The sequence below is a fragment of the Vallitalea pronyensis genome (assembly GCF_018141445.1).
In the GTDB taxonomy this organism is placed as follows: Bacteria; Bacillota; Clostridia; order Lachnospirales; family Vallitaleaceae; genus Vallitalea; species Vallitalea pronyensis.
In genome coordinates this window covers 3018268-3041636 of record NZ_CP058649.1, presented here as the reverse complement: position 1 = coordinate 3041636, position 23369 = coordinate 3018268, and the positions used below count along the sequence as shown (strand labels likewise).

The 23369-nt window shown below is 34.5% G+C and carries 18 protein-coding genes; 6 read left to right on the top strand and 12 right to left on the bottom strand.

The features are described from left to right. Positions 1-9 precede the first annotated feature (9 nt). The 5 genes from HZI73_RS12690 to HZI73_RS12670 form a co-directional block, all read right to left on the bottom strand. Positions 10-1149 (bottom strand): D-alanyl-D-alanine carboxypeptidase family protein, encoded by a 1140-nt coding sequence (locus HZI73_RS12690; protein ID WP_212698589.1) that lies wholly within the window; start codon positions 1147-1149, stop codon positions 10-12. Between the two features lie 115 nt (positions 1150-1264). Next, positions 1265-1840: an SMC-Scp complex subunit ScpB gene (gene scpB / locus HZI73_RS12685; RefSeq protein WP_212698788.1), complete on the bottom strand. Its 576-nt coding sequence runs from the start codon at positions 1838-1840 to the stop codon at positions 1265-1267. A 9-nt stretch (positions 1841-1849) separates the two neighbouring features. Continuing rightward, complete coding sequence (locus tag HZI73_RS12680) at positions 1850-2587, bottom strand: segregation and condensation protein A (protein WP_212698588.1); 738 nt, start codon at positions 2585-2587, stop codon at positions 1850-1852. A 56-nt stretch (positions 2588-2643) separates the two neighbouring features. Then, positions 2644-3243: a site-2 protease family protein gene (locus HZI73_RS12675; protein ID WP_212698587.1), complete on the bottom strand. Its 600-nt coding sequence runs from the start codon at positions 3241-3243 to the stop codon at positions 2644-2646. A gap of 343 nt (positions 3244-3586) precedes the next feature. After that, entirely contained in the window at positions 3587-5407 is a 1821-nt protein-coding gene (locus HZI73_RS12670; RefSeq protein WP_212698586.1) for a RiPP maturation radical SAM C-methyltransferase, read from the bottom strand. A gap of 212 nt (positions 5408-5619) precedes the next feature. Between HZI73_RS12670 and HZI73_RS12665 the strand changes: the two genes are divergently transcribed. The 3 genes from HZI73_RS12665 to HZI73_RS12655 all read left to right on the top strand — a co-directional run bounded on the left by HZI73_RS12665 (position 5620) and on the right by HZI73_RS12655 (position 10234). After that, entirely contained in the window at positions 5620-6804 is a 1185-nt protein-coding gene (locus HZI73_RS12665) for a radical SAM/SPASM domain-containing protein (protein WP_212698585.1), read from the top strand. A gap of 371 nt (positions 6805-7175) precedes the next feature. Then, on the top strand, positions 7176-8465 hold the full coding sequence (locus tag HZI73_RS12660; protein ID WP_212698584.1) for an SPASM domain-containing protein: 1290 nt from the start codon (positions 7176-7178) through the stop codon (positions 8463-8465). Between the two features lie 59 nt (positions 8466-8524). Next, the gene (locus HZI73_RS12655; protein ID WP_212698583.1) at positions 8525-10234 is read left to right on the top strand and encodes an ABC transporter ATP-binding protein; all 1710 of its coding nucleotides are present in this window, start codon (positions 8525-8527) and stop codon (positions 10232-10234) included. 124 nt (positions 10235-10358) lie between these two features. On the opposite strand, the gene HZI73_RS12650 is transcribed toward HZI73_RS12655, so the two are convergent. Both HZI73_RS12650 and buk read right to left on the bottom strand, forming a co-directional pair. Continuing rightward, on the bottom strand, positions 10359-11285 hold the full coding sequence (locus HZI73_RS12650; RefSeq protein ID WP_212698582.1) for a phosphate butyryltransferase: 927 nt from the start codon (positions 11283-11285) through the stop codon (positions 10359-10361). A 12-nt stretch (positions 11286-11297) separates the two neighbouring features. Continuing rightward, positions 11298-12395, bottom strand: coding sequence for a butyrate kinase (gene buk / locus HZI73_RS12645; protein ID WP_246552494.1), 1098 nt, complete (start codon positions 12393-12395; stop codon positions 11298-11300). A 448-nt stretch (positions 12396-12843) separates the two neighbouring features. Between buk and HZI73_RS12640 the strand changes: the two genes are divergently transcribed. Beyond that, positions 12844-15087 carry a helix-turn-helix domain-containing protein gene (locus tag HZI73_RS12640; protein ID WP_212698581.1) on the top strand — a complete coding sequence of 748 codons (2244 nt, stop codon included), beginning with the start codon at positions 12844-12846 and terminating at the stop codon, positions 15085-15087. Positions 15088-15208: 121 nt separating this feature from the next. Here HZI73_RS12640 and HZI73_RS12635 read toward each other — a convergent pair whose 3' ends face one another. From HZI73_RS12635 to HZI73_RS12620, 4 genes are all read right to left on the bottom strand, one after another. Then, on the bottom strand, positions 15209-16333 hold the full coding sequence (locus HZI73_RS12635) for an aldo/keto reductase (protein WP_246552492.1): 1125 nt from the start codon (positions 16331-16333) through the stop codon (positions 15209-15211). A 162-nt stretch (positions 16334-16495) separates the two neighbouring features. After that, positions 16496-17686, bottom strand: a complete 1191-nt coding sequence (locus tag HZI73_RS12630; protein ID WP_212698580.1) for a D-alanyl-D-alanine carboxypeptidase family protein — start codon at positions 17684-17686, stop codon at positions 16496-16498. A gap of 293 nt (positions 17687-17979) precedes the next feature. After that, positions 17980-19293, bottom strand: a complete 1314-nt coding sequence (locus HZI73_RS12625) for a pyrimidine-nucleoside phosphorylase (RefSeq protein WP_212698579.1) — start codon at positions 19291-19293, stop codon at positions 17980-17982. 32 nt (positions 19294-19325) lie between these two features. Continuing rightward, positions 19326-20492, bottom strand: a complete 1167-nt coding sequence (locus HZI73_RS12620; protein ID WP_334300234.1) for a phosphopentomutase — start codon at positions 20490-20492, stop codon at positions 19326-19328. Positions 20493-21152: 660 nt separating this feature from the next. On the opposite strand from HZI73_RS12620, the gene HZI73_RS12615 reads away from it, so the two are divergent. Together HZI73_RS12615 and HZI73_RS12610 are read left to right on the top strand one after the other, a co-directional pair. Beyond that, a complete protein-coding gene (locus HZI73_RS12615; RefSeq protein ID WP_212698577.1) occupies positions 21153-21698 on the top strand; it encodes an NADH peroxidase in 546 nt (181 codons plus the stop codon). 249 nt (positions 21699-21947) lie between these two features. Then, complete coding sequence (locus tag HZI73_RS12610; protein ID WP_212698576.1) at positions 21948-22295, top strand: hypothetical protein; 348 nt, start codon at positions 21948-21950, stop codon at positions 22293-22295. Between the two features lie 120 nt (positions 22296-22415). Here the strand turns inward: HZI73_RS12610 and HZI73_RS12605 are convergent, their stop codons facing one another. Beyond that, positions 22416-23273, bottom strand: a complete 858-nt coding sequence (locus HZI73_RS12605) for an aminoglycoside 6-adenylyltransferase (protein ID WP_212698575.1) — start codon at positions 23271-23273, stop codon at positions 22416-22418. Between the last annotated feature and the right edge of the window lie 96 nt (positions 23274-23369).

Here is a 23369-nt window from a genome sequence, read left to right as displayed (position 1 = left end):
TTTAGTCTCTTATTGCTCATCATTTGAGAATAGTACAAATGCGTTAAGTACTTTGTGGAATGTATAGGTAAAATCTATTTTTTCAATAGCTGTGTTGGTGATTAAAGGGCTAGAAGCGTACAATTGGCCATCCACATATATTTCTGCGCTACCTACATGTTGCCCAATTTCGACGGGTGCTATTAGATGAGGTTCTACGTTATAGAGTATGGTCACCTCTTCGTCTGCACCAAGACAGATATCAATATCTTCTGTGGTGTAAACATCGATATCTTTACCTATACCTTGATCAACAGGAAGCTGAGAAACATGCTGCCCGCTGCTCAAAACAGACTTTGTTTTAAAGTTACCAAAACCATAATCCATAATCTTCTTGGTATCTGCCCAACGATAAGTTCTGTTATTTGGCCATCCTGAAGCCAAAACAACGGATATCAATTCCATATCACCACGTTTTGCTGAGCCAACGAAACAATAACCGGCTTTTGATGTAAAGCCTGTTTTGACCCCATTTGCTCCTTCATACATATTCAAGAATGCATCTTTGTTGGTAATATTAAAAGGACGATTTGATGTTATTTCATTAAAAGCTATTGAAGGTGTATTGACTAATTTAACAAAAGCTTCATTCTCCATAGCATAACGCGTAATAAGCGCTAAGTCATATGCCGTGGTATAATGCCCTTCAGCATCTAATCCATTAGGTGTTTTATAACTTGTATTAATGGCGCCTAATGCTCTCGCTTTTTGAGTCATTTTATTACAGAAATCTTCTGTTGTGCCGCTAATATGCTCAGCTATAGCAATGGCTACATCATTAGAGGATATAAGCATCAATGCATGAAGCAAATCCCCCAAATAGTATTCTTCATCTGGCCGAATATACATCTTAACTTTTGGCGCTCTGGACGCTTTTTCACTTACTTTCACTATTTCATCCATTTTACATGATTCAAGGGCTATGATACAGGTCATGATTTTTGTTGTACTGGCCATGGACCTTTCTTCATAACCTTTTTTATCCCATAAAACGCGACCACTGTGTTTATCCATTAATAGAGCTGAGTAAGCATGTAATTGCTCAGGTTCTTTGCTCTTTTCTTTTTCCGAATCAGCAAAAACCATGTTACCCATTAGTGTAGATAACATGATGACTATGTATAGCACGACTCTTATTTTTTTCATATCATCATCTTTCTTATAATAATCCCTTATAATAATTTATAAGAAAAACCATGAAATTATGCCTGTAATCTGTATCGCTTTAATCCACTAATTCTAATTCCTCTATTGCCTCTTTTTCTGCTTCTAATTGAATGCTCGTTAGGCGGTCTTCTTCAATAGGTGGTAAATCATTCACAGACTGAAAACCAAAGTTCCTAAGAAAGTCTTGTGTTGTACCAAAAAGAATAGGACGACCTGGTGCATCCATACGTCCTTTTTCACATATCAAATTATACTCAATCAGTTTATTGACACAATGATAAGCGCTAACGCCTCTTATTTTTTCAATCTGCGCCTTGGTAATGGGTTGTTTATAGGCAATAATGGATAATGTTTCAAGCAGTACATCTGTTAAGACATAACTCTTGGACTTTTGATTCACCCGCCTGATGTATTCATAACACTCTGTCTTGGTGCACATCTGGTAGGCATGATCAATCTCTATAATCATAATTCCCCGCTCAGGACTATCGTATTTATCCATCATGTTTCGAATAATCTTCTTGGTCGTCTTCTTATCATGTTCAATGGCATCTGCTATTTTATCTAGCTCAACAGCTTCTCCCATTGAGAATAATATGCCTTCAATAATGGCTTCTAGCTTGTTCAACTGTATTCCTTCTTCCTATGATTTCCTAATGACAATATCGTCAAATAAGTCTTCTTGAATAATATCAATGCTTCCCATTTTGATGAGTTCCAATATAGCAAGGAAGGTCACAATGAGTTCAACTCTTGAATGTCCTGATTCTAAGACCTCACGAAAACTTATGGTTTCATAATCCTCTGTTAATGCCATAATATAGTCTATTTTTTCATTCACCGTATATTCTTCTTTAACAATTTCACCAAACTCACTACGAATATGGTCCACCTTATTCAACTGCTTTTTCATCACGGAACGAAATAGTTGATAGATTTTTGAAAAATCAATGTCATGAAGAAGCTGGCTTGGGTCAATCTCTTCTTGATAACACAAGACTTCATCAGGAATAGAAGGTTCCTTGAATATGACCTTTTCCGCATCAATCTGCCTTATCTTTAACTTATCCTTAATGTATTTAAATTTCTTATATTCAATCAGTTGCTCCATTAATTCTGCACGAGGATCAATATCTTCTTCTTCCTCTTCAGGGGCAGGCAATAGCATCTTAGACTTAATGTGAATAAGTGTGGCTGCCATTTCAATGAACTCACTCATAATGTCCATGTTGTTCTCTTCTAACCGCTTAATATATGCCAAGTATTGATCTGTAACTAGGACAATGGGAATATCGTATATATTCAATTTATTTTTATCGATTAAATGTAATAATAGATCGAGAGGTCCTTCAAAAACCTCTAATTTTACAGGTATACTCAATAAAAAGCTCCTCTCGTATCGACTAATTGCATCACGATTCCAATAATGCTTTCTTCTTATCCTATCATATTTAAAATATTTGGTACAAAAGCATTATACGTTAATACTACAAATCGTCTCACAAACCCAATAGCCAAAGCTAAAATGAAGAAAGCCTGTATCATCTTCTCATATTGTATAAATCGGAAATATGTCTGTGGATTAACCGCTTGAATAATCTTAGCCATATCAAAAGGTGGAACAGGTAACAAGTTTACAATCACCATCACCATGTTAAACTCCATCAATGCAGATATAAACATGGATAGTTCTGGGTTAATATAATAAACATTCGTATACACTGGCATTAAAACCGTTAAGAAAAGTAAATTGGATAAGATACCCGTTAAAGAAATGGCTAATAACCCTTTGTTCTTATCTTTCAATCGCCCATAATTAAACTGAAATGGCTTTTGCCACCCCACTCTAAGAAACACAAAGCAAATTAGACCAAATGGGTCTATATATTTCTTAGGGTTAAGTGAAACCTTTGTTTGTTTTTTATATATTGGATGTTCTAGATATTTATAAACAAATATTTTGGGATATTCATGTATACACACAACCACAACGGCAGCAATTAAAAAAATACCATAACTCTTTAATAAATTAAGCATTTCTATACACCTCATTCTATGTTTATTACGTTTAAGTCATCACGATACCCATTAAGAAATGTTATCATAACCAATAAAATCCTATCATTTCCATATACACTAGTTATTGTACTAATAATTGGGTATAATTTCAAGGAATATTTATTGAGCGGTCTAAAAAACAGGTTATTGACACTAAATGGATTAATCGTATATTATGATGTGTTGTTAGAAAAAGATTTTTTTATATTAAAAAAGCTCTCTTTATTACGTGCAGTCTAATGCATAACTGTGACCAATAAAGAGAGCATATCGCTTCTCTGATTTGTCGAATAGTATCATGATAATAGATAAGTACACATGATTATGCCACAAAATTATTTTTAAATGCTATTAATATTTCCGGTTCTGCTGTAATTAATGACACATACCATCCATCAAGTTCAATAATTAATTTTTGTTCTTTTGCCCATTCTATCTCTTCTTGAAGATTGTCCACCTCCGTTATTGGTCTGTCTTTTATAGCAGCAAGAGCTTGTTTGTATGATATCATTCGCATAGATTTCGTACCCGGTAAGCCTCTTGTATCCATTAACATATAATTTCTTTCAGATGCCTTGGTTATATGAAGTTTAGGGATGGCATTCCCCTCCCAACTTTTTTGCCATTTTTCTATGATTGATTTTATTTCAATCATAACCGGTTCATCTTCTTGAGAAAAGTGTTTGTATTCTCCCACGAAATCATAAGCCAGTTTATCAGCATCAACGTTTTGGGGTAAGAAATTATCATAGCATGGTATAGGCATTAGTTGACTTATACCAAAATGCTCAGGTTGTTCAAAATAATTGCTAAATCTCTGTAAAGATATCCTGCTACATACTTTGGGTGGCTCAAAATGCGAAATAAGAGGTAGTAAACTCAATGTCTCTTCATATTCCAAGGCTGTATCTCCTGGAAATGCATAAAGTAAATTCCAACTAGCAGCTAACTTTAATGAACGAACGTTTTTTAAGAACATGACATTTAATTTGGCTGTAGTGCCTTTACTCATCCTTTTTAAAAGGCTGCTGGATAATCCTTCAATGCCAGGCTGCAGATGAAATACACCTGCATTTTTTAACTTAATCAGCTGTTCCAAAGGCATGTTTGATTTAACCTCATAAAACAAACGAATATCTGGAATTTCATTAAGCAACATGGGGATTAGCGTATCAATAAATGTATAAGGCATGATACTGTCTACCATAATAACAGTGTTTGAAGGGTGCTTATCCAATAAAATTTTTAATTCTCTAATGATTTTATCACATGATTTTTGATTAAATACAATATCGTCACCATTCAAACCGCAAAAGTTACATTGGTGCTTTTGGCCCCACCAGCATCCCCTGCTTGTCTCATATAACAACAGTATTTCATCCTTAGGAATTATCTCGTCTAGAGAAAAATGACGCATCTGTTCATAATAATGAGTATAATCCATAAGAGGAATGTCTTCAACATCTACAGGTTCACCACTTTGAATGATTTTGTTTTTAGGAAGATTTGAATGAAAAACTGCCTTCAAAAAAGAAGGGAATGTTTCTTCACTTTTGCCCGAAAATACATAATCTATATTATCACTTAAGGAAAGTATACCTTCTCCCATTTCTCGCTCACAATTGGATCCTCCCATCATCGTAATGATGTTAGGATTTTTTGACTTAATACGATTTAACAAAGCGATACTAGCTGATGTCTGATTAAAAGTTGTTGAACATCCAATGACTTTATAATCCAACTGAAGTATGCCATCGGTTATTTTATCCAATATATCGTCTAACTGAGCATGGACACTTTTAACCCTCTCTTTATCGATTTTTTTAGATGAAGATTGATTAAAACACGTATCAAAATCATATTCAGGTTTTGTAAAAGGAGAAGTGCCATAGGCAATATCAGCAAAAAAAGCCTCACCTATCATCGTATCGTGAAATGAGCACATGGCATTATACGTTTCACTTCCAAGCAAATCTGAAAAGATCATATTGATGTATCCCACTTGTACTGAAAAACCGCTTTTTTCTGCACAAGCTTGTAAAATATGAAGACCTATAGAAGGGGCTTCAACATACGCAAAAGGTGGCAAAATAAGCAACACATCTGCAGGTTTTAACAAATTCTCTTTAAAATAACTATCCATCGATATCCTCCTTTTTTATATGATAGTATATTCATTTATGTAAAACATATTTTTATTCATTATACATTATAAATTACAATATTTCCACTATTTTTGAAATAATTTAATATTTTTCTCATTGACATAATGATTGAATTAATGTATTATTCTATATGTATAACAGTTGTTTTTTGATTTTTTAGTTCTATACTTTAAAAAGGTGTGCATTATATATGATTAATAATTCAAACAAAAAAAGAATAGTGATACTTCTTAATATAACCAATAATTGCAACATGGCGTGCTCCTATTGCTACTATCAGCATGAGATGGATTCTCATCCTGGTAATATGCCTATAGACACCTTAGAAGCTATCATCAAGGGACTAGCTGAAAGTCCTTTTGAAGAAATCGAATTTATATTTCATGGCGGCGAACCCCTTATTCGACAAGAAACTTTCTATGAGCAGTCCATAAGCCTGCAAGAAACATATCTCCATAACAAGACATGTTTCAATTACATACAGACAAATGGAACACTGTTAACAGATGAACTATTAGATATGATTGTAAAGCATGGTTTTGAAGTAGGCATATCCTTTGATGGGCCTGAACATATCCATGACCATTATAGAAAGTTCAAGAATGGTAAAGGCTCTTATAAATGCATAGTAGAGAATATCCATAAGCTGCAACAAAAAAAAGTAGATATAGGTATACTTTCTGTATGTAGTGATAAAACCTTGGAAGATATCGATGGGTATTATGAACTATTTAAAGGATTGACACATATTAAGGGCATTGATATCATTGCACCTGAATTAAACGAAACAAGCATCATATTGCAACAAGGTAATTATGCACGTTTGGTCATTGCACTGTTTGACAAATGGTTCTATGACACGTTATGTGACTTTAACATAAGGACTTTAGATACGATTATTAAGGGGTTCGTTTTTTCCACTCCTTTTATATGTTACTTTATGAAAAACTGCATCGTTCAAAACCCCATGTTATCCATTAGTCCAAAAGGATATGCTTCACCATGTGATAATAATACGGATATTAATCTGGGTAGCATTTTTGAACATTCACTGGAATATATGTTGTTTGAAAATCCCGTGAGAAAGCGGTATGGAAGAAAAGAATCCGACAGAGTAGAGAAATGTATTTTCTGTGAATGGTATGATGATTGCCATGGTGGCTGCCCTACCCTTTCTAATGAAAAAAAAGGCTATCTGTATTGTGAAGATATGAAAAAAATATTCTCACACATCAGTCATGTTCTACAAGATATGCATTTATATAAAAGTAAAGTATTAGTTCGTAAAAATATTGACCTCATACCCAATAAAGTTTTAAGAACAAGCATCATAAAAGTTTATGAAAACCTTAACTTGGATAATGTTATAGGATAAACATATGGCATGGTAATGACCTTAGTATTTATTACAGTTCATGAATAATCTAAAATACATAAATGATGAAAGGAGAGATAAATATGGCAAAAGTTCTTAATGCACCTGCTCTTAATATTCCTGTTGCAAAACAAGATAGTGGAATTAACAAGGGTGTTAGCGTTGGCGTATCTTGGTCAAAAAAATTCTAATATAAATTAATAATTTTGTTCAATCACATATAACATGAACCCATTAGATTAAACTGTATGATTATCATGCCATATTATTCTTATTCTATGTATGAAATACCACTATTAAAAACAGCAGTAGAAGTATCGATTTTCGAGTTTTGTCATTCTAAAAGTCATATTCTATAAGGAGGAAGACCTATGGATACATTAGATAAACATTTTTACATCTTTAAAAATAAAAATAATATTGAATTCATATACTCTGGATATAGTGGATTAGTATTAGAATATAATTCTTTTATTAAAAAATCAGTTAATCATGCTGATGAAGTTGATGCTGAAACTTACGCATATTTGTTTGATGACCCCTTTATCAAAGTGGATTTTCCTTATTTAACAAATGATGCAGAAGTAGATACCATAGAAATTATGATCAGAGATCATACTGCCTGTTCTTCTTGTCAAACTCATATAGCAGATACAAGTAAGAGCAATCCAATTGATCTACATACATTCCAAGAAGGTATAGCATACTTTATTTCCACATTCACACATACGGATATATTGAATATCTGTTTTTCCTCCGTTCAAAATACGGAAGATTTTTACACCATACAAGAAGTTGTAAAACGCTTAAAGAATATTCAACAGGATTATGAAAATATTACCTTTTATTATTCTGTTATTGTTAACGAAGATATATCCTATGATAACACTATACGGGATTTTCTCATTGAAAATGATTTCGAAATTACCATTAATATTGGAGAAAAAAAATGTACAAGTTATGATGATTTAGTGATGGATAGTGATTGTATACAAAATATATGTGACTATTTAACCGTTAAAGCATCCATCGTTATCCCCTATTTTGAAACAGATTTACGTATTTTATATGAACAATTATGTAATTTAGGTATTAAAGAAATAAGTTTGCAGTTCCCACTGGAACATGACATTAACGATATAGAAGAAGCCAAAGCAACTTTAGCAAAAAATATTAATACACTTGTTGATTATTTTATTGCCAATATGCATCAAAAAAAACTGTTACGCATAACAACATTTTTAGATGCACTCTATGCCATTAATTATGGTAGTCGAAAGGGGCCAAGATATTTTCCTTGTTCTGCAGGAAAATCTATTTATTCCATTAATATTAACGGTGATATTTATCCTTGTAGAAGGCTGGGTGGAATAGAACAGTATAAATGGAATAATATCAGTCAGCCATTTGATAACGACAGGAGACGAGAATTTCTTAGTAATCACATGGTATTCATAAGAGATTCAGGCAAATGTCTAGAATGCTGGGCAAAATATTTGTGTGGTGGAACGTGTTATTATGGCTCCCATAAAGCACATAATGATACAAATAGTATCTGGGACATGCAATGCTATTTCAATCGTTTAATATTGAAAAAAGTCTTATATATTTATGCATCATTGGAAGATGATGAAAGAACCGTTTTAAGCAAAGTTATGTAGATTCTATTATCAATCATGTTTTATTAGAGAGGTGTTTTAATGTGTTTGTATTACGAAAGATGATAAAATATCTCAGGATATGTGGGAAAGAAACCGTTTATTCACTGTTCATCATTATGGTTGCCACAGCAACAACCGTTATTTTACCTTTGATGTATCAAAATCTTGTAGATATAGGCATCATGAATAAAAATCTTAACGTTTTACTTTGGAATCTTGGTTTCTTAGTATTATTAACTTTGCTAAGGGAATTATTTGATTTGCTACATACCATTGTAACATCCAGTATTCGAACAAAAGTTTTTTCAAAAATACGCATGGATATTTATGGACATCTGCAAAAAATGTCTTTAAGCTATTATGCATCTAAACAAACTGGTAGCTTAGTAGCTAGGATTATCAATGATGTTGATTCATTGGAACATCTGTTAATCGAAAAATTTCTTAATCTCTTTAAGAATTTATTAATGATCGTCATTATTATGACTATTATATTTAGGTTCAATCATAATATAGCATTCATGTGTTTTGTATTCTTCCCTCTTTTTATTATTTTTTTCAAATTATTTACGACAACTGTATATAATATGAGCTATCAGGTCATTGAAAAACAGGAAAAGCTTATGGGAAGTCTTCAAGAAGGTATTTCAGGTTTTGAAACAATACAATCATATGACGTTGATAAAAGTAATGTAGAGGCTACCTATAAAAAAATTGCTGAAACAGAGCATACAAAAAAACGACTGAACATTAAAAAGGCCATGTCAGAATTTTCGTCTGTAAGTATATCCATTTTTTCTTTAGTATTATTATGGGGCTATGGAGGATACAAAGTTTTAAATGGCACAATGTCCATAGGGGGTTTAATAGCCATATCCTATTATGTGAATTTTCTATTGGAGTATACGACTGATACATTTAATCTTGTGATTAATATGAGAATATCCTTTCCAGCCGCCAAAAGAGTTTTTGACATATTAGATTTAGAACCGGAAATAAAAGATAGTGAGCATGCAGTGGAAATGCATACAATACAAGGTAACATGGTATGGAAAAATGTTGACTTCTGTTATAGTGCCGATAAAAATATATTAAAAAATGTTAATTTAACATTTGAATCAGGCTCATTGAATGCTATTGTAGGCGAAAGTGGCCAAGGTAAGACGTCATTTATACGGCTTATTCCAAGATTTTATGATCCTGTAGAAGGTGATATATTTTTAGATGGGATAAACTTGAAAGACATTAAGATCGATTCCTTAAGAAAACATATTGCAGTGATTACACAAGATACTTTTCTTTTTAACGCAAGTATAAAAAGTAATATTGTGCTGGGTCGACAACAGGTTTCTATGAATCAAATTATAAGCGCAGCAATAATGGCTAATGCACATGATTTCATTATGTCTCTACCAGAAGGGTATGATACCATTGTTGGAGAAAGAGGAACCAAGCTGTCTGGTGGTCAGAAAAAGCGTATTGCCATTGCTAGAGCCATATTATTTGATCCTAAAATCATTATACTTGACGAGGCCACAGCTGACTTGGATGAGGTCACAGAACAGTCAATTCTTCATGCTATGAAACGTATTTCAAAAGACAAGATTGTCTTTATGATAACACATAAGATAAGCAACCTGAGTTTTGCAGACAGAGTTTTTGTACTATCAGGTGGTGCCGTAACAGAATGTGATGATATAGACATCTATAAAAAATCATTGGCCATGAAGCAAATAGAAAATAATGTAACGAAACTTGTATCTCCATAATGGATTAGGAGGTAACTCACATCTGCAATTAGCTTTTTAAGTGTCAAATTTACAAAGTAAAGGTGGCATTATACTACCTTTACTTCGTAAAAGTGAAGACTAATGAGAATACTCTTGGCAGTGCTTAATCACAACTGATACTGCATGTATTCGGTGAAGCCATTAACATGGCCAATGCTATTGAATTCAACTTGGATTTTTCACTATCTGCACGTGATGTTACGATAATTGGCACTTTCGCACCTACTAGTAAGCCAGCCGCTTCCGCTCCCCCTAGAAAAGCTAAGGCTTTATATAAGATGTTGCCTGATTCAATGGTAGGTACCATCAGCACATCTGCATAACCTGCAACTGGGTGTTGAATCCCTTTCAGCTTAGCTGCCTCAGGAGATACTGCATTATCAAGGGCAAAAGGACCACCTACTATACAACCTGTTATATCATCCTTGTTGTACATGTCTACTAATGCTTCAGCATCAACAGTAGCCTGCATCTTAGGATTGACCTTCTCCTTGGCACATATAACAGCAACTTTGGGTATTTCTATGCTCATGCTATGAGCTACTGTTACAGCATTCTGTATAATCTGTTTTTTTGTCTCAAGATCTGGTGCAATATTCATAGCCGCATCAGTTACCAGCAGTAAACGTTCATATGTAGGAATATCCAGCACCCCCACATGGCTCAGGACATTACCTGTTCTCAAATTGGCTTCTTTGTTTAGCACCGCCTTTAAAATAATGGACGTATCCACTAATCCCTTCATTAATATGTCTGCTTTTCCTTCTGTCACTTGCTTAACTGCCACAGCACAAGCTTCAGTTACATCTTCTATATGGATAATCCTATCAGGACTAACTGTCCAACCCATAGCATCTGTAATCTCTCTAATTTTTTTCTCATCCCCCACAAGAATAGGCTTAACAATACCTTCATCTGTAGCTATTTTCACCGCCGTTAGAACATCCTCATCTTGTGCAACTGCTACGGATAGTATGCGAGGTTCTTTATTTTTAGCTAAAGCCATTAAATCATCAAAATTACGTATCATTATCGATTCTCCTTATTTATAGATCTTAGCTTCCTCTTCTCCATTAAGAACGCGAAGAGCGCCTTCTGCTAACGCCATTAACTCATCCTCTCCAGGATACACAACAAGATTACCTAAAAAGCTTACACGCTCTTTTAATTGTCTTGTGAATAAATCTGAATGAGCAACGCCGCCTGTAAAAATAATCTGGTCATATTCACCTTTCAAGACCGTTGACATAGCTCCTATGGCCTTAGCTACCTGATAGATCATTGCATCATAGATAAGGGCTGCTTTCTTATCCCCCTGTTTAATCCTATCTTCAACAATACGTGCGTCATTAACACCAAGGTAGCTAACAAGACCTCCTTTACCCATTAGCATTTTTTTAATTTGTTTCTGGGTGTACTTTCCAGAAAAACATAATCGAACAATTTCACCTGCTGGTACTTCACCAGCACGTTCAGGCGAAAAAGGACCATCACCATCAAGTGCATTATTCACATCAATCACTCTGCCCTTTTGATGAGCACCAACGGATACACCGCCACCAACATGAGCAACAATAAAATTACAATCTTCATAAGCCTTACCTAGACGCTTAGCAGCTCTTCTTGCCACAGCTTTTTGATTAAGGGCATGAAATAAACTCATGCGTGTTGTGCCCTCAAGCCCTGTAATTCGTGCAATGTCTTCCATTTCATCCACACAAGGCGGATCAACAATAAAAGAAGGAATACCTTGCTCATCAGCTAATTCTTTCGCCATAATGCCAGCGATGTTGGATGCATGACCTTTTATGGCCCATTCTTTCAATGTATCAACTATATGATCATCTAACTTATACGTGCCGCCTTCAACAGGTCCAAGCAGTCCGCCTCTACCTACAATACTTCTTAGGCTGGAAAGTTCTATATGATGTGCTTTTAAAGCTTCTATAACAGCTTCTTTTCGAAATTCATACTGATCCAGTATGGTATCAAAGGTTTCTAACTTGCTTGCTTGATGACGCAATGTTTTTTCAAATACCAGTTGTTCACCATCAAACACCCCAATTTTTGTTGATGTTGACCCTGGATTAATCACCAATATCCTTGAATTGCCCATATGAAATACCTGTCCTTTCTTCATATACATAACTAATAGAAGTCCACATAACCGTTTAATAATTTGCCATAATGATTCATTAAAACAACAACTTATTAAACTAAAAATAAATATATTGAACAATTAAATGAAGTGTAAAAATGTTAGTCTAACATAAATAGCTATTAATTATTTATATGTATTCACGATATAAGCTTACCATTATTTAGATTTTTTATCGGTGCTACTTTTGGCAAAATAGGCTTCTTTTTTTGTCAACTTTATTTAAATGGATAGGCTAAGACAAATTTTATACCTTCCAAAGTAACTTTTTTGCTCTACATCACATTGACAACCCTATGATGATTAGCTACTATAAAAGAGACACGTGAACATGTAACTGCACCAGATAAAATATCAAGGTATATTGGACTTTTAAGAAAAGCCACCAACAAGCAACCTTTTCATTAATAAAAAACAAGGATGGTCGTATATGAATACAAAATTTGAAATCATCAAGCATAGCGGTAACTTACCTTTTAGTATATTCTTACATGAAAGCAACCGGGTATATCCTATGAACTGGCACAAGGAAATTGAAATTCTCTTTGTTTTACAAGGTGCCATTCGGGTTAAAATAAGAGATACAAGTTATATGGTCAATGAAGATAACATTATTCTTATTAACAGTTATGAAATGCACGAAATTACACCTATGGAAGAGAATATTGTTATATTAGTATTCCAACTTGACCCTTATTTCTATCAAAAATATTATAATGGTTTTACAGAAATTATCTTCCATATGAATTCAACCATGCTTAGTAAAGATCCTAATACCTATAGTACCATAAAAGAAAATTTAGTTATGATGATGTGGTACCGGTTGAATAAAGAAAATACCTATCAAATAAAATTACTCAAACAGTCCTTAGCACTGGTAGAACTGCTTCTTAGAAATTTTAAAAAAACCATGGTATATGACCGGCAATTAAATGACCGGTCACAACAACGCCTCATATCCATCATTGAAAAGATTAATAAAAATTATAATAAAAAATTGACACTCAGTCAAATAGCTGATCAAGAATATATTAGCATCCATTACCTTTCTAAGTTTTTTAAAAACCGAGTAGGTATAGGCTTTAATAAATATTTGAACCTGTTTCGCCTGAATATGTCCATGAATGATCTCCTTAATTCCAATAAGATGATTATTGATATCGCTCTGGACCACGGCTTCTCAAGTGTGAAAGCCTACAACAAATTATTCAAAGAAACGTATAACGATACGCCTAGCGCTTTTCGGAAAAAATACTTAAACGAATTGTCCCCTAAAAAGAAAGTGTCCTATATCTCTAATAACGGACGTTACATTCTTCATAATTATATACAACACCATGCCAAAGACTTTTTATCAGGTAATTTGAACCAAGTCTATTACTTGAATCTTAATATGCTGCAAAAGGATACAACACCTATAAAAAAAGAAAAGGTGATTCAGCTCAACCTTCCACCCATGGGATTCAATATAGTCATGGGTCAAAAGCTTCATGAGATTGTATCAGAGATAAAGATTGATTATATTCGCTTTAACGCATTTACCCATATGGTCATGTCTTATGATTCACAAGAACCACATTGGTTTTATATTGACCAGATTCTGGATACATTTATGGCATTGGGGACCCACCCTTTTCTTACCCTTGCTTATGATGAACAGTACGGTTCTATACAGCAATGGTTTTTATTAACAGAAAAGTTCATTCAACATTGTGTGCACAAGTACGGCATCCAAAAAGTTAGCCTATGGAAATTTGAACTGGTTTGTGAAACGCTTCAAGATATGGGTCAACACATACACTTTCTTAAGAAAGTCTCCCAACACCATTCTGCCCTTAAGCTGGGTATTACTTTACATGCTCAGGATGAAGGATTGTTACCTGATCTATTCAACCAGTTGATGGTTCCTCATTTGTCTTTCGTGACTTTAGAAATAGAAGCTAAGGATTATGACACTCGTAAAAATACCGTGTCAGGATTGCTGACACAGTTGAATCTACGTCACTTGCAGTTGTATTGCCACCTTATCTACCCAGCCAATGAACTCAATGACACATGCTTTATTGGTAGTTATTATATTAAGCAATATCTATCCAACCACCGTCATACGACACTCATTATACCATTTATGGATCATCCTACCCCTACTAAGCCTTTTCATGGGGCGTATGGTTTATTAACGTATAATGGTTTAAAAAAAGCTTTCTATAACGTTTATTATCTCTTAAGCAAACTTGATGGGGATGTAATTAGTCAAGGTGATTATTATATAGCCGTTAAGAATCATGATCGCTACTATATATTGTTGTATTATTACCACCAACAGCTGGATCATATACTCATTGATCCAGACAATACCATGACTTACAGTACCTACAAACAACAGGTGATGAGCCGATTAACCACCATTGTCTACGCAGGGCTTAAGTTAAATCATAGTCACTATAAAGTACGTACGTATGTTCTTAATGAAGACAATGGATGCATCTTTACCCATTGGATGAATATGGGTGCGCCTCAACATATGGATCAAGAGGATATGCGTTTTCTTATGAGCAAAGAACGCATGAAACTGCATGTTGCCAGTATTCCTGCAAAAGATACATTACATCTAGAGTGTTCCATGAAATCCAATGAGATACAATTAGTGGAAATATGGGAAGATATTGAATAACAAACCATTTCTTTTAAGGGCTCGTTTAACATTAAAATCATTCTTGCATGAAGCAAGAATGATTTTAATGTATCCAAACAATTATTATAATATTGTTTAAGTTTATAAATTGACTCAATGGTTAAACCATGATTTTACCATACGTATAATCCAATTTATAATCTATATTTTTTAATTTCTTAATGATATCAATATGATAGGGACATTTATTTAGACATTCACCACATTGGGTACATGCTTTTGCACTGACCCCTATTTTCTGATACAATTCAATGGCTTTTTCTTTGGTACCAAACCAATGCTTCAATCGCTCTTTTAATGCATAGTCTGCTGCACTTCCAAATGTACCATCCACCATCTGACGGTCGTATAATGCTTCTAAGAAAAACACATACGGAATATTGATGTTTTCTTGACATGGCAGACATTTTCCACACTGCCGACAAACATAATTACCTAACTCTTCAGCTCTCTGCATGAGGTTTTCAATAGCGTCATCTGTCATTTGCTTATAGTTGTTGGCATAACCAAAATCAATGTCTAACATGTCCCTTGTATTCATACCTGTCACTACAATGGAGACATCTTGGTTAAAGGCATATGTAAAAGCTTGTTCAACATGTTTATAAAGATAACCATCTGCTAAGGGTTTCATTATAATGACACCAACATTTTTTTCTTTGGCTAAAGGCAGAAGTTTTCCAAGAATATCTGGGAAATTACATACATCAAAATAGTTAATCGTTGTCATGACGACTTCAAAAGGGTATGTATGAAGTGCCGTAATTAAACTTTCTGGGTGCCCATGCATGGATAGTCCAATGTGCTTAACTTTTCCTTCTTTTTTTGCTTCTTCAGCTGCTTTTATTGCTCCGTCCTCTGCTAATATTCTTTTCAATGTTTCTGTGGAGTCTATAGCATGCATCAATAAAATATCCACATAATCGGTTTGTAAATTAGCTAAACTTTGATTGATGGTTTTCTTACATCCTTCATAATCACGATCATGGGCCTTTGTAGCTAAGATGTATTCTTTTCTTCTATGAGAAACTGCTTTTCCTATTTTTATTTCTGATTCACCATTTCCATAGCTTGGAGCAGTTTCAATATAGTTGCCACCTTGGTCCAGATATTGATTAAGAAGATATTCTGCTTCTCCGTAAGGTATCTCACACAGATGAAAACCACCAAATCCCAATAGACTTACTTCCACACCTGTTTTTCCAAGTACTCTTTTCTCCATCATTCAATACCTCCTTGATTTGATAGCATCTATTATAACATACAAATACCATAAGTGTTATGCATAAACCATTTATTGTACATTTAGTTAATAGTATAATAAAAGTGTGTTTCACAGCTTAATGTAAAACACACCTTTAACATCCATCATGCAACACTATTTCATTTATTGAAAGAACATCTTTAATAGTTTACCAATATAGTACCTAAATGTTGCTTTCGGTACATCTTTATCCGCAACGAGATCAATACGCCCCACGACTTCATCTCCAGCTTTATAGATAACCTCACCTAGTTTATCTCCAGCTTTTACGGGTGCATCAATACTTTCAAGCAGCTCAACATCATGGGTTACTTCCATACCGCTATTATTATCTAAAATACAACTAAAATCCTCCATAGCAATACCATCTAACTGATCCGATGTACCACGATTAACAGGTATATTCCCTAAAGATTTACCTTTAATTGGGTCTTTGTATAATTTGGTGTTAGCAAAGCCATATTCTAATAGCTTAATGGTTTCTTGGAAACGAGCTTTTGGGTCAGGTGCTGCCATGATAACGGCAATAAGGTCAAGATCATTTTTTCGTGCTGTTCCAGATAAACAGAATTTTGCAAGGCTAGTGGAGCCTGTTTTTAAGCCAGTTGCATATTCAGGGTACCATTTTAACAGTTTATTAGTATTAACCAATTCACTGACTTCTTCACCATTTTTTCTCTGATGCACCAATGTATCCATCCAGATTTTAGTAAAATCATATACCTGGGGGTATTTATTGATGAGTTCTCTGGACATAAGCGCTACATCATAAGCACTTGTCACATGACCATCAGCATCCAGACCACATGCATTAACAAAATTGGTATTTTCCATACCAAGTTCTTTTGCTTTATTGTTCATCATCTGGACAAAAGCTTCTTCACTACCAGCGATATGCTCTGCCATTGCTACTGCAGCATCATTGCCTGATGCAACGGCTATGCTTTTTGCTAGCTCCTTCACAGGCTGTATTTCACCCGTTTCTAAGAAAACAGTTGAACCACCAAAGCCTGAAGCATGTTCGCTTACCAAGACATCTTCATCCCACTTAATTTTACCGCTTTCTACAGCTTCATATAAAAGTAACAACGTCATGATTTTCGTAATACTTGCTGGCCGTAACTTTTCATGTGCATTGAGTTCATAAATTATTTTACCTGTTGTTGGTTCCATCAGTAATGCTGATTTAGCTTTTAGTTCTAAATTGGCAGTTGGAGCCGTTTTGGCATCTTCACCTGCATAAACAGTTGCGTACAGACCATTGCTTAATAATAAGGTTAGACTCAGTACATAACAAAACAACCTTTTCTTCATTCACTGCTCACTCCTTCTATGACAAATCATCCTAAGATATATAACCAATAGCAATAACGTGGACCATATAAGCTATCCATTTTCCAATATGTAACAGATTCATTTCAACTTACATATTGTACTAGATAAAAACTCAATTGTCATCATGAAATTACTAAAAATAAGTTAATTCTTACTATTAGAGTAAGCTTTTTGAAGAAATTTATCCTTAAATTTCTCTGGTAATTCTTTCATCTATATAGGATAGAAACAGCCGGATATTTTAACATTAACCATGGTTTATATCATTTGTTTTATTGATCTTTGGTAATAATTTTCTTAATAAAAGAGGAGGCTTCTGGCTTCTTATCTGAAATATCATAGGCTGCTAACACACGTTCTTTTGCCACTTGCATTTTCTCTTTATCGTTACCATGCATGTAAGCAAGGGTATCCCCTTCTTCTACTTTATCACCACGCTTTTTATCCAACACAAACCCAACACTTAGGTCAATAATACTCTCTTTTGTCTCCCGTCCCCCACCAAGAATTAATGTTGCAACACCTATTTCATCGGCTTCAATATGAGATACATAACCTGACTTGGGCGCTTTAATGGCTTCAACGAAATTTGCTTTTTTAAATAAATCTGTCTGATCTACAAAATCTTTATTACCACCTTGGGCTTCAACAAGGATTCTTAACTTTTCAAGTGCGGTACCTGTGCTTATGGTTTCTTCCAATAGGCGTCTGCCCTCTTCAGCTGTTTCAGTACGGCCTGATGCTTTAACCATATAACTGCCTAGAGTTAAGCAAAGTTCCACCAGATCCTCTGGGCCATTTCCTTTTAATGTTTCAATGGCTTCGATCACTTCCAAGCTATTACCAACAGCCCTGCCAAGGGGTTGATCCATGTCAGAAATTATGGCTATGGTATCACGACCAAGACCTGTTCCAATAGCAACCATTTCCTCAGCTAATTTTACAGCATCCTTTTCTTTTTTCATAAAAGCACCACTGCCTGTTTTAACATCTAATACAATGGCATTTGCACCAGAAGCAATTTTTTTACTCATAATACTACTGGCAATTAGGGACATGTTATCAACGGTAGCTGTTACATCTCGAAGGGCATATAATTTTTTATCTGCTGGAGCTAGATTAGCCGTTTGCCCAGCAATAGCAATCTTTAGATTATTTACATTATCTATAAATGTCTGTTCTTCAACCTTCGTATCAAATCCATCAAATGCTTCCAATTTGTCAATGGTGCCACCTGTATGGCCAAGACCTCGTCCTGACATTTTCGCTACTGGGATATCAAGGGCTGCAACCATGGGAGCAATAATGAGTGTTGTCTTATCCCCTACACCACCTGTACTATGTTTATCTACTTTCGTACCTTTTATCTCAGACAGGTCAAGCATATCACCACTTTTAGCCATTGCCATGGTCAACGCTAGTGTTTCTTTATCGTTCATACCTTGGAAATAAATAGCCATTAGTAATGCCGCCACTTGATAATCAGGTATTTTACCATCTGTATAGTGCTCAACAAAATAATTAATCTCTTCTTCTGACAGCACTTCACCTAACTTCTTATGTTCAATAATGTCGTACATCCTCATTCTACATACATCCCTTCTATGACTTCATCCTATTATTTCTTCATTTCTTTTAAGAAACTCTCACCTATTTTGAGTGCTTCAAGATTAAATATGTCGCTGATTGTTTGACCGATATCTGCAAATGTTTTTCTTGTCTTAAGGTCTACGTTTTCTTTTAGTGGTTTACCATAAGCTAATAATGGTACGTATTCCCTTGAATGATCGGACCCTGGCATCGTTGGATCGCAACCATGGTCCGCATTAATGATGAGAATATCCGTATCCTTCATGTTTTCAATGATTTCAGGTAATCTTGCATCAAATGCTTCAAGCCCCTTTGCATAACCTTCCACATCATTTCGATGTCCCCATTTAGAATCAAATTCCACTAGGTTGGTAAAAATTAATCCTTTGTTATCTTTCTTCATATAAGCAATTGTGCCATCTACCCCATCCATATTATCCTTCGTATGAATAGCTTCTGTAATACCTTTTCCTGAGAAAATATCTTCTATTTTACCGACACCGATTACATCTAGACCATGTGCTTTCATGTTATCCAGTACTGTCGCTTCTGGTGGCGTTAAAGAAAAATCTCTTCTATTTGCTGTCCGATAAAAGGAACCTGGTTCACCTTTAAAAGGACGTGCAATAACCCGTGCAACAGCATGCTCTCCTGTTAACATATCCCTAGCTTGACGACACATTTCATATAACTTTTCAATGGATATAATATCCTCATGTGCTGCAATTTGGAATACACTATCTGCTGACGTATAGACAATGGGGCGTCCTGTTTCCATATGTTCTTTGCCAAGTTCTTCGATTATAGCTGTACCAGATGCTGGCTTGTTCGCTAATATTTTCTTACCTACAAATGCTTCAAACTGATCTGTTATTTCTGATGGAAATCCATCTGGATATGTTGGAAATGCTACTGGTGAATAAATGCCTACCATTTCCCAGTGGCCTATTGTGGTGTCTTTTCCATTAGACAGTTCAGCAACCCTACCATAAACACCCTTTGGTTGTTTTACTTGTTCAAGATTAATCATGCCTTCTATATTGGCTAAACCTAGTTTGCGCATGTTAGGTATATCTAGCCCATATTCTTTAGCAATATTTCCTATGGTATGACTTCCTACATCACCAAATTTTGCTGCGTCAGGTAATTCTCCCATGCCTACGCTGTCTAATATAATCCATATTACTCTATTGATCATATGATAATCCTCCTTTATTCTATAACGCCATACCTATTGAACATAATAGAAGCCTGTTCTTATTAAGCGCCTCATATCATAGTTGAGTATGTATTATATGCATCGTTATTTGATGCCAAATTAACATGTATCATTAATCATACAAGTTTTTTCCATAGATGTATACGACATGTGTCCCCCTGTACGATTACATGAATTGACATGATGAAACTTTATCCATCTATATCCATCTTTATTATATCAAATTTTTTTATAAACCTATAGATTAATTTATCATAATCATAAAGTTTCATACGTTTATATCTCCATTTATCATAACGTCAAAAGACTAGTAGTCTGACGACTACTAGTCTTTATCGTATGAAGCTTATAAATTGCCTTTCACCCTAACCACACCTTTCATATAAGACTTACGTCTAAATCAGATGCATAAGCGAAAATCATCAAATATAAGCAAAATGTAAGATGAGTAATCATCTCACTAATGCTAGTATAACCGATATACAGATATTTATGCCTTATGGTGATTGGTATATAATTGAAAAAAATAAAAAATTTTTCATTATGCTATTGACATCAATAAGAATTATGATATAATAAATTCAACGGATAACAATTATCCAATAATATTAATTATTAAATAGGAGGATATTAGATATGAAAAAATTTATATGTACAGTTTGCGGATACGTTCATGAGGGAGATAGTGCACCAGAAAAATGTCCACAATGTGGCGCACCAGCAAGCAAATTTCAAGAGCAATCGGATCAAGAGATGACATGGGCTGACGAGCATCGTATTGGAGTTGCTCAAGATGTTGATCCAGAAATCTTAGAAGGTCTTCGCATGAACTTCACTGGCGAATGTACAGAAGTAGGCATGTACTTGGCAATGGCTAGACAAGCAGATAGAGAAGGCTATCCTGAAGTGGCTGAAGCTTACAAGCGTATTGCTTGGGAAGAAGCTGAACATGCTGCTAAGTTTGCTGAATTACTAGGAGAAGTCGTAGATGCAGATACAAAGACCAACCTTCAAAAGCGTGTCGATGCTGAACATGGTGCTTGTGCGGGTAAAAAAGACATTGCTACAAAAGCTAAGCAATTAGGCTACGATGCTATTCATGATACTGTTCATGAAATGTGCAAGGACGAGGCGCGACATGGTATGGCTTTTAAAGGGTTGTTAGATAGATATTTTGGGTAGGCGTTTATAGCCTCCTTCCGAATAATATAGTGAATATTTTTTGTTGATAACACATAGAAAGCCCAAATCTTTATTATAGGTTAAGGGCTTTTTTTATATCATCATAACCACTTATATCAATAAAAGATCAATATAAATATAGTCACAATATGTAAAACTTACAACCTAGTTTTTGACATTTATTTCTAAATATTTATGATAAAATATAGTCAGTTCATATATCAAATCATAAAAAGGAGGAAATATAGGATGAAAAAGAAATGTATGATACTTTTACTCACACTTATTTTTACACTGGGATTACCTCTTTCCATAAGTGCATCAAGTACTTATTCAGTGGATGTTAGTGGTTATGCTGATGTTACTTGCACCATTACTTCTTCACCTGCTGATACAACTGGTTCATATTACATAAAATGCTATTCACCTGGAGGTTTATTCACTACAAAGACAGTTTCCAAAGATCCATCTGGTGTAACTACTGTTTCCGTTCCGGTAAGACCTTGTAGATCACAGGTTAACTGGTATGTGGTTTATAGTAATGGTCAAGAAATAGGATCAGATGGTACATGGGTTCCCTATGCTAATGTAGATTAAGATGGAATCGTACTTTAAGTTAATCATTACAATTAGAAAAAGCCTATCCTCATTCGTGAAATAGGCTATTTTTTATTAGATATTTATTAATTATGCGATAGGTCTCATTTTATCTTATAATCATTTTTTGTGTGCTTTAATCCAATCTTTAACACTCTTTTCAATATGTACTGGATATACATAATCCAATGTATTAGCAATATGTTGTGAAATTCTACTATATAGTGTTAGTGTAGCATTTAAAGCACGTAAACTATCGTGTTTATCATAATGTCCAAAACAATGACTTAAATCAACTAATACATCCTCTGGTGCCCATTCATTAAGGAACCTTCCAGCATGCCATGTATCATAATCATCCCCATTTATCGTCTTGGAATACCATTCCATCATTTGTAATAATAATTCTTTTATATTCCCATCTCTTGCTTTTGCAACCCACATTTCTCCTCGCATAATTTGCTTAGCGGTATATAGTGTGGTGAACCAAAACATGTTAACGTGTTGAATAAATAGTTCTTCGTTAATTTTATTCTGTTCTGGTTTTTTAAAGGACTTAGGAATAATATTTGCTGACATTTTTTCCTTATCAATTAATGTACGAACACCTCTATGAAAAAAAGTAGGGATACTCTGTGTTCTTATCATATCTTGAAGTTTATTATAGGGGTGTATAACAAAATCAACTTGCCAACCACCTTCAAAAAGACACAATCTTTCAGGGTCGCCTCCAGCTGTCTGATACACAAAGCTACATATTGGTTTCCCTATGTTTTCTACCCATTTAGAATCCATTAAATAACCCTGAGGACTTGATGTATACATAACAATATCTAAATCTGAATTATCATCAGCTGGGTGGTCATGGCGTGCCCTTGACCCCACAACAAATGCAGCCCTAATGTCATCTACTGTCTTCGCCCATTCTACAAATTTTTTCTCAAATTCATGATACACTTCTCTAGCTTCACAACGCATACACTACCTCCATTATGGTTGATAACATTAACTCTTTCTGCTAATCTTATCCCTTACTTTTATATTACGTTAAAGGTTTATAGCTACATAATCGTT

Excerpts from the sequence above, each read along its gene's own strand:
- HZI73_RS12690 (WP_212698589.1), bottom strand. The coding sequence starts at position 1,149 with ATGTTATCTACACTAATGGGTAACATGGTTTTTGCTGATTCGGAAAAA.
- HZI73_RS12675 (WP_212698587.1), bottom strand. The coding sequence starts at position 3,243 with ATGCTTAATTTATTAAAGAGTTATGGTATTTTTTTAATTGCTGCCGTT.
- HZI73_RS12670 (WP_212698586.1), bottom strand. The coding sequence starts at position 5,407 with ATGGATAGTTATTTTAAAGAGAATTTGTTAAAACCTGCAGATGTGTTG.
- HZI73_RS12665 (WP_212698585.1), top strand. The coding sequence starts at position 5,620 with ATGATTAATAATTCAAACAAAAAAAGAATAGTGATACTTCTTAATATA.
- HZI73_RS12660 (WP_212698584.1), top strand. The coding sequence starts at position 7,176 with ATGGATACATTAGATAAACATTTTTACATCTTTAAAAATAAAAATAAT.
- HZI73_RS12655 (WP_212698583.1), top strand. The coding sequence starts at position 8,525 with ATGATAAAATATCTCAGGATATGTGGGAAAGAAACCGTTTATTCACTG.
- HZI73_RS12650 (WP_212698582.1), bottom strand. The coding sequence starts at position 11,285 with ATGATACGTAATTTTGATGATTTAATGGCTTTAGCTAAAAATAAAGAA.
- buk (WP_246552494.1), bottom strand. The coding sequence starts at position 12,395 with ATGAAGAAAGGACAGGTATTTCATATGGGCAATTCAAGGATATTGGTG.
- HZI73_RS12640 (WP_212698581.1), top strand. The coding sequence starts at position 12,844 with ATGAATACAAAATTTGAAATCATCAAGCATAGCGGTAACTTACCTTTT.
- HZI73_RS12635 (WP_246552492.1), bottom strand. The coding sequence starts at position 16,333 with ATGATGGAGAAAAGAGTACTTGGAAAAACAGGTGTGGAAGTAAGTCTA.
- HZI73_RS12630 (WP_212698580.1), bottom strand. The coding sequence starts at position 17,686 with ATGAAGAAAAGGTTGTTTTGTTATGTACTGAGTCTAACCTTATTATTA.
- HZI73_RS12625 (WP_212698579.1), bottom strand. The coding sequence starts at position 19,293 with ATGAGGATGTACGACATTATTGAACATAAGAAGTTAGGTGAAGTGCTG.
- HZI73_RS12615 (WP_212698577.1), top strand. The coding sequence starts at position 21,153 with ATGAAAAAATTTATATGTACAGTTTGCGGATACGTTCATGAGGGAGAT.
- HZI73_RS12610 (WP_212698576.1), top strand. The coding sequence starts at position 21,948 with ATGAAAAAGAAATGTATGATACTTTTACTCACACTTATTTTTACACTG.
- HZI73_RS12605 (WP_212698575.1), bottom strand. The coding sequence starts at position 23,273 with ATGCGTTGTGAAGCTAGAGAAGTGTATCATGAATTTGAGAAAAAATTT.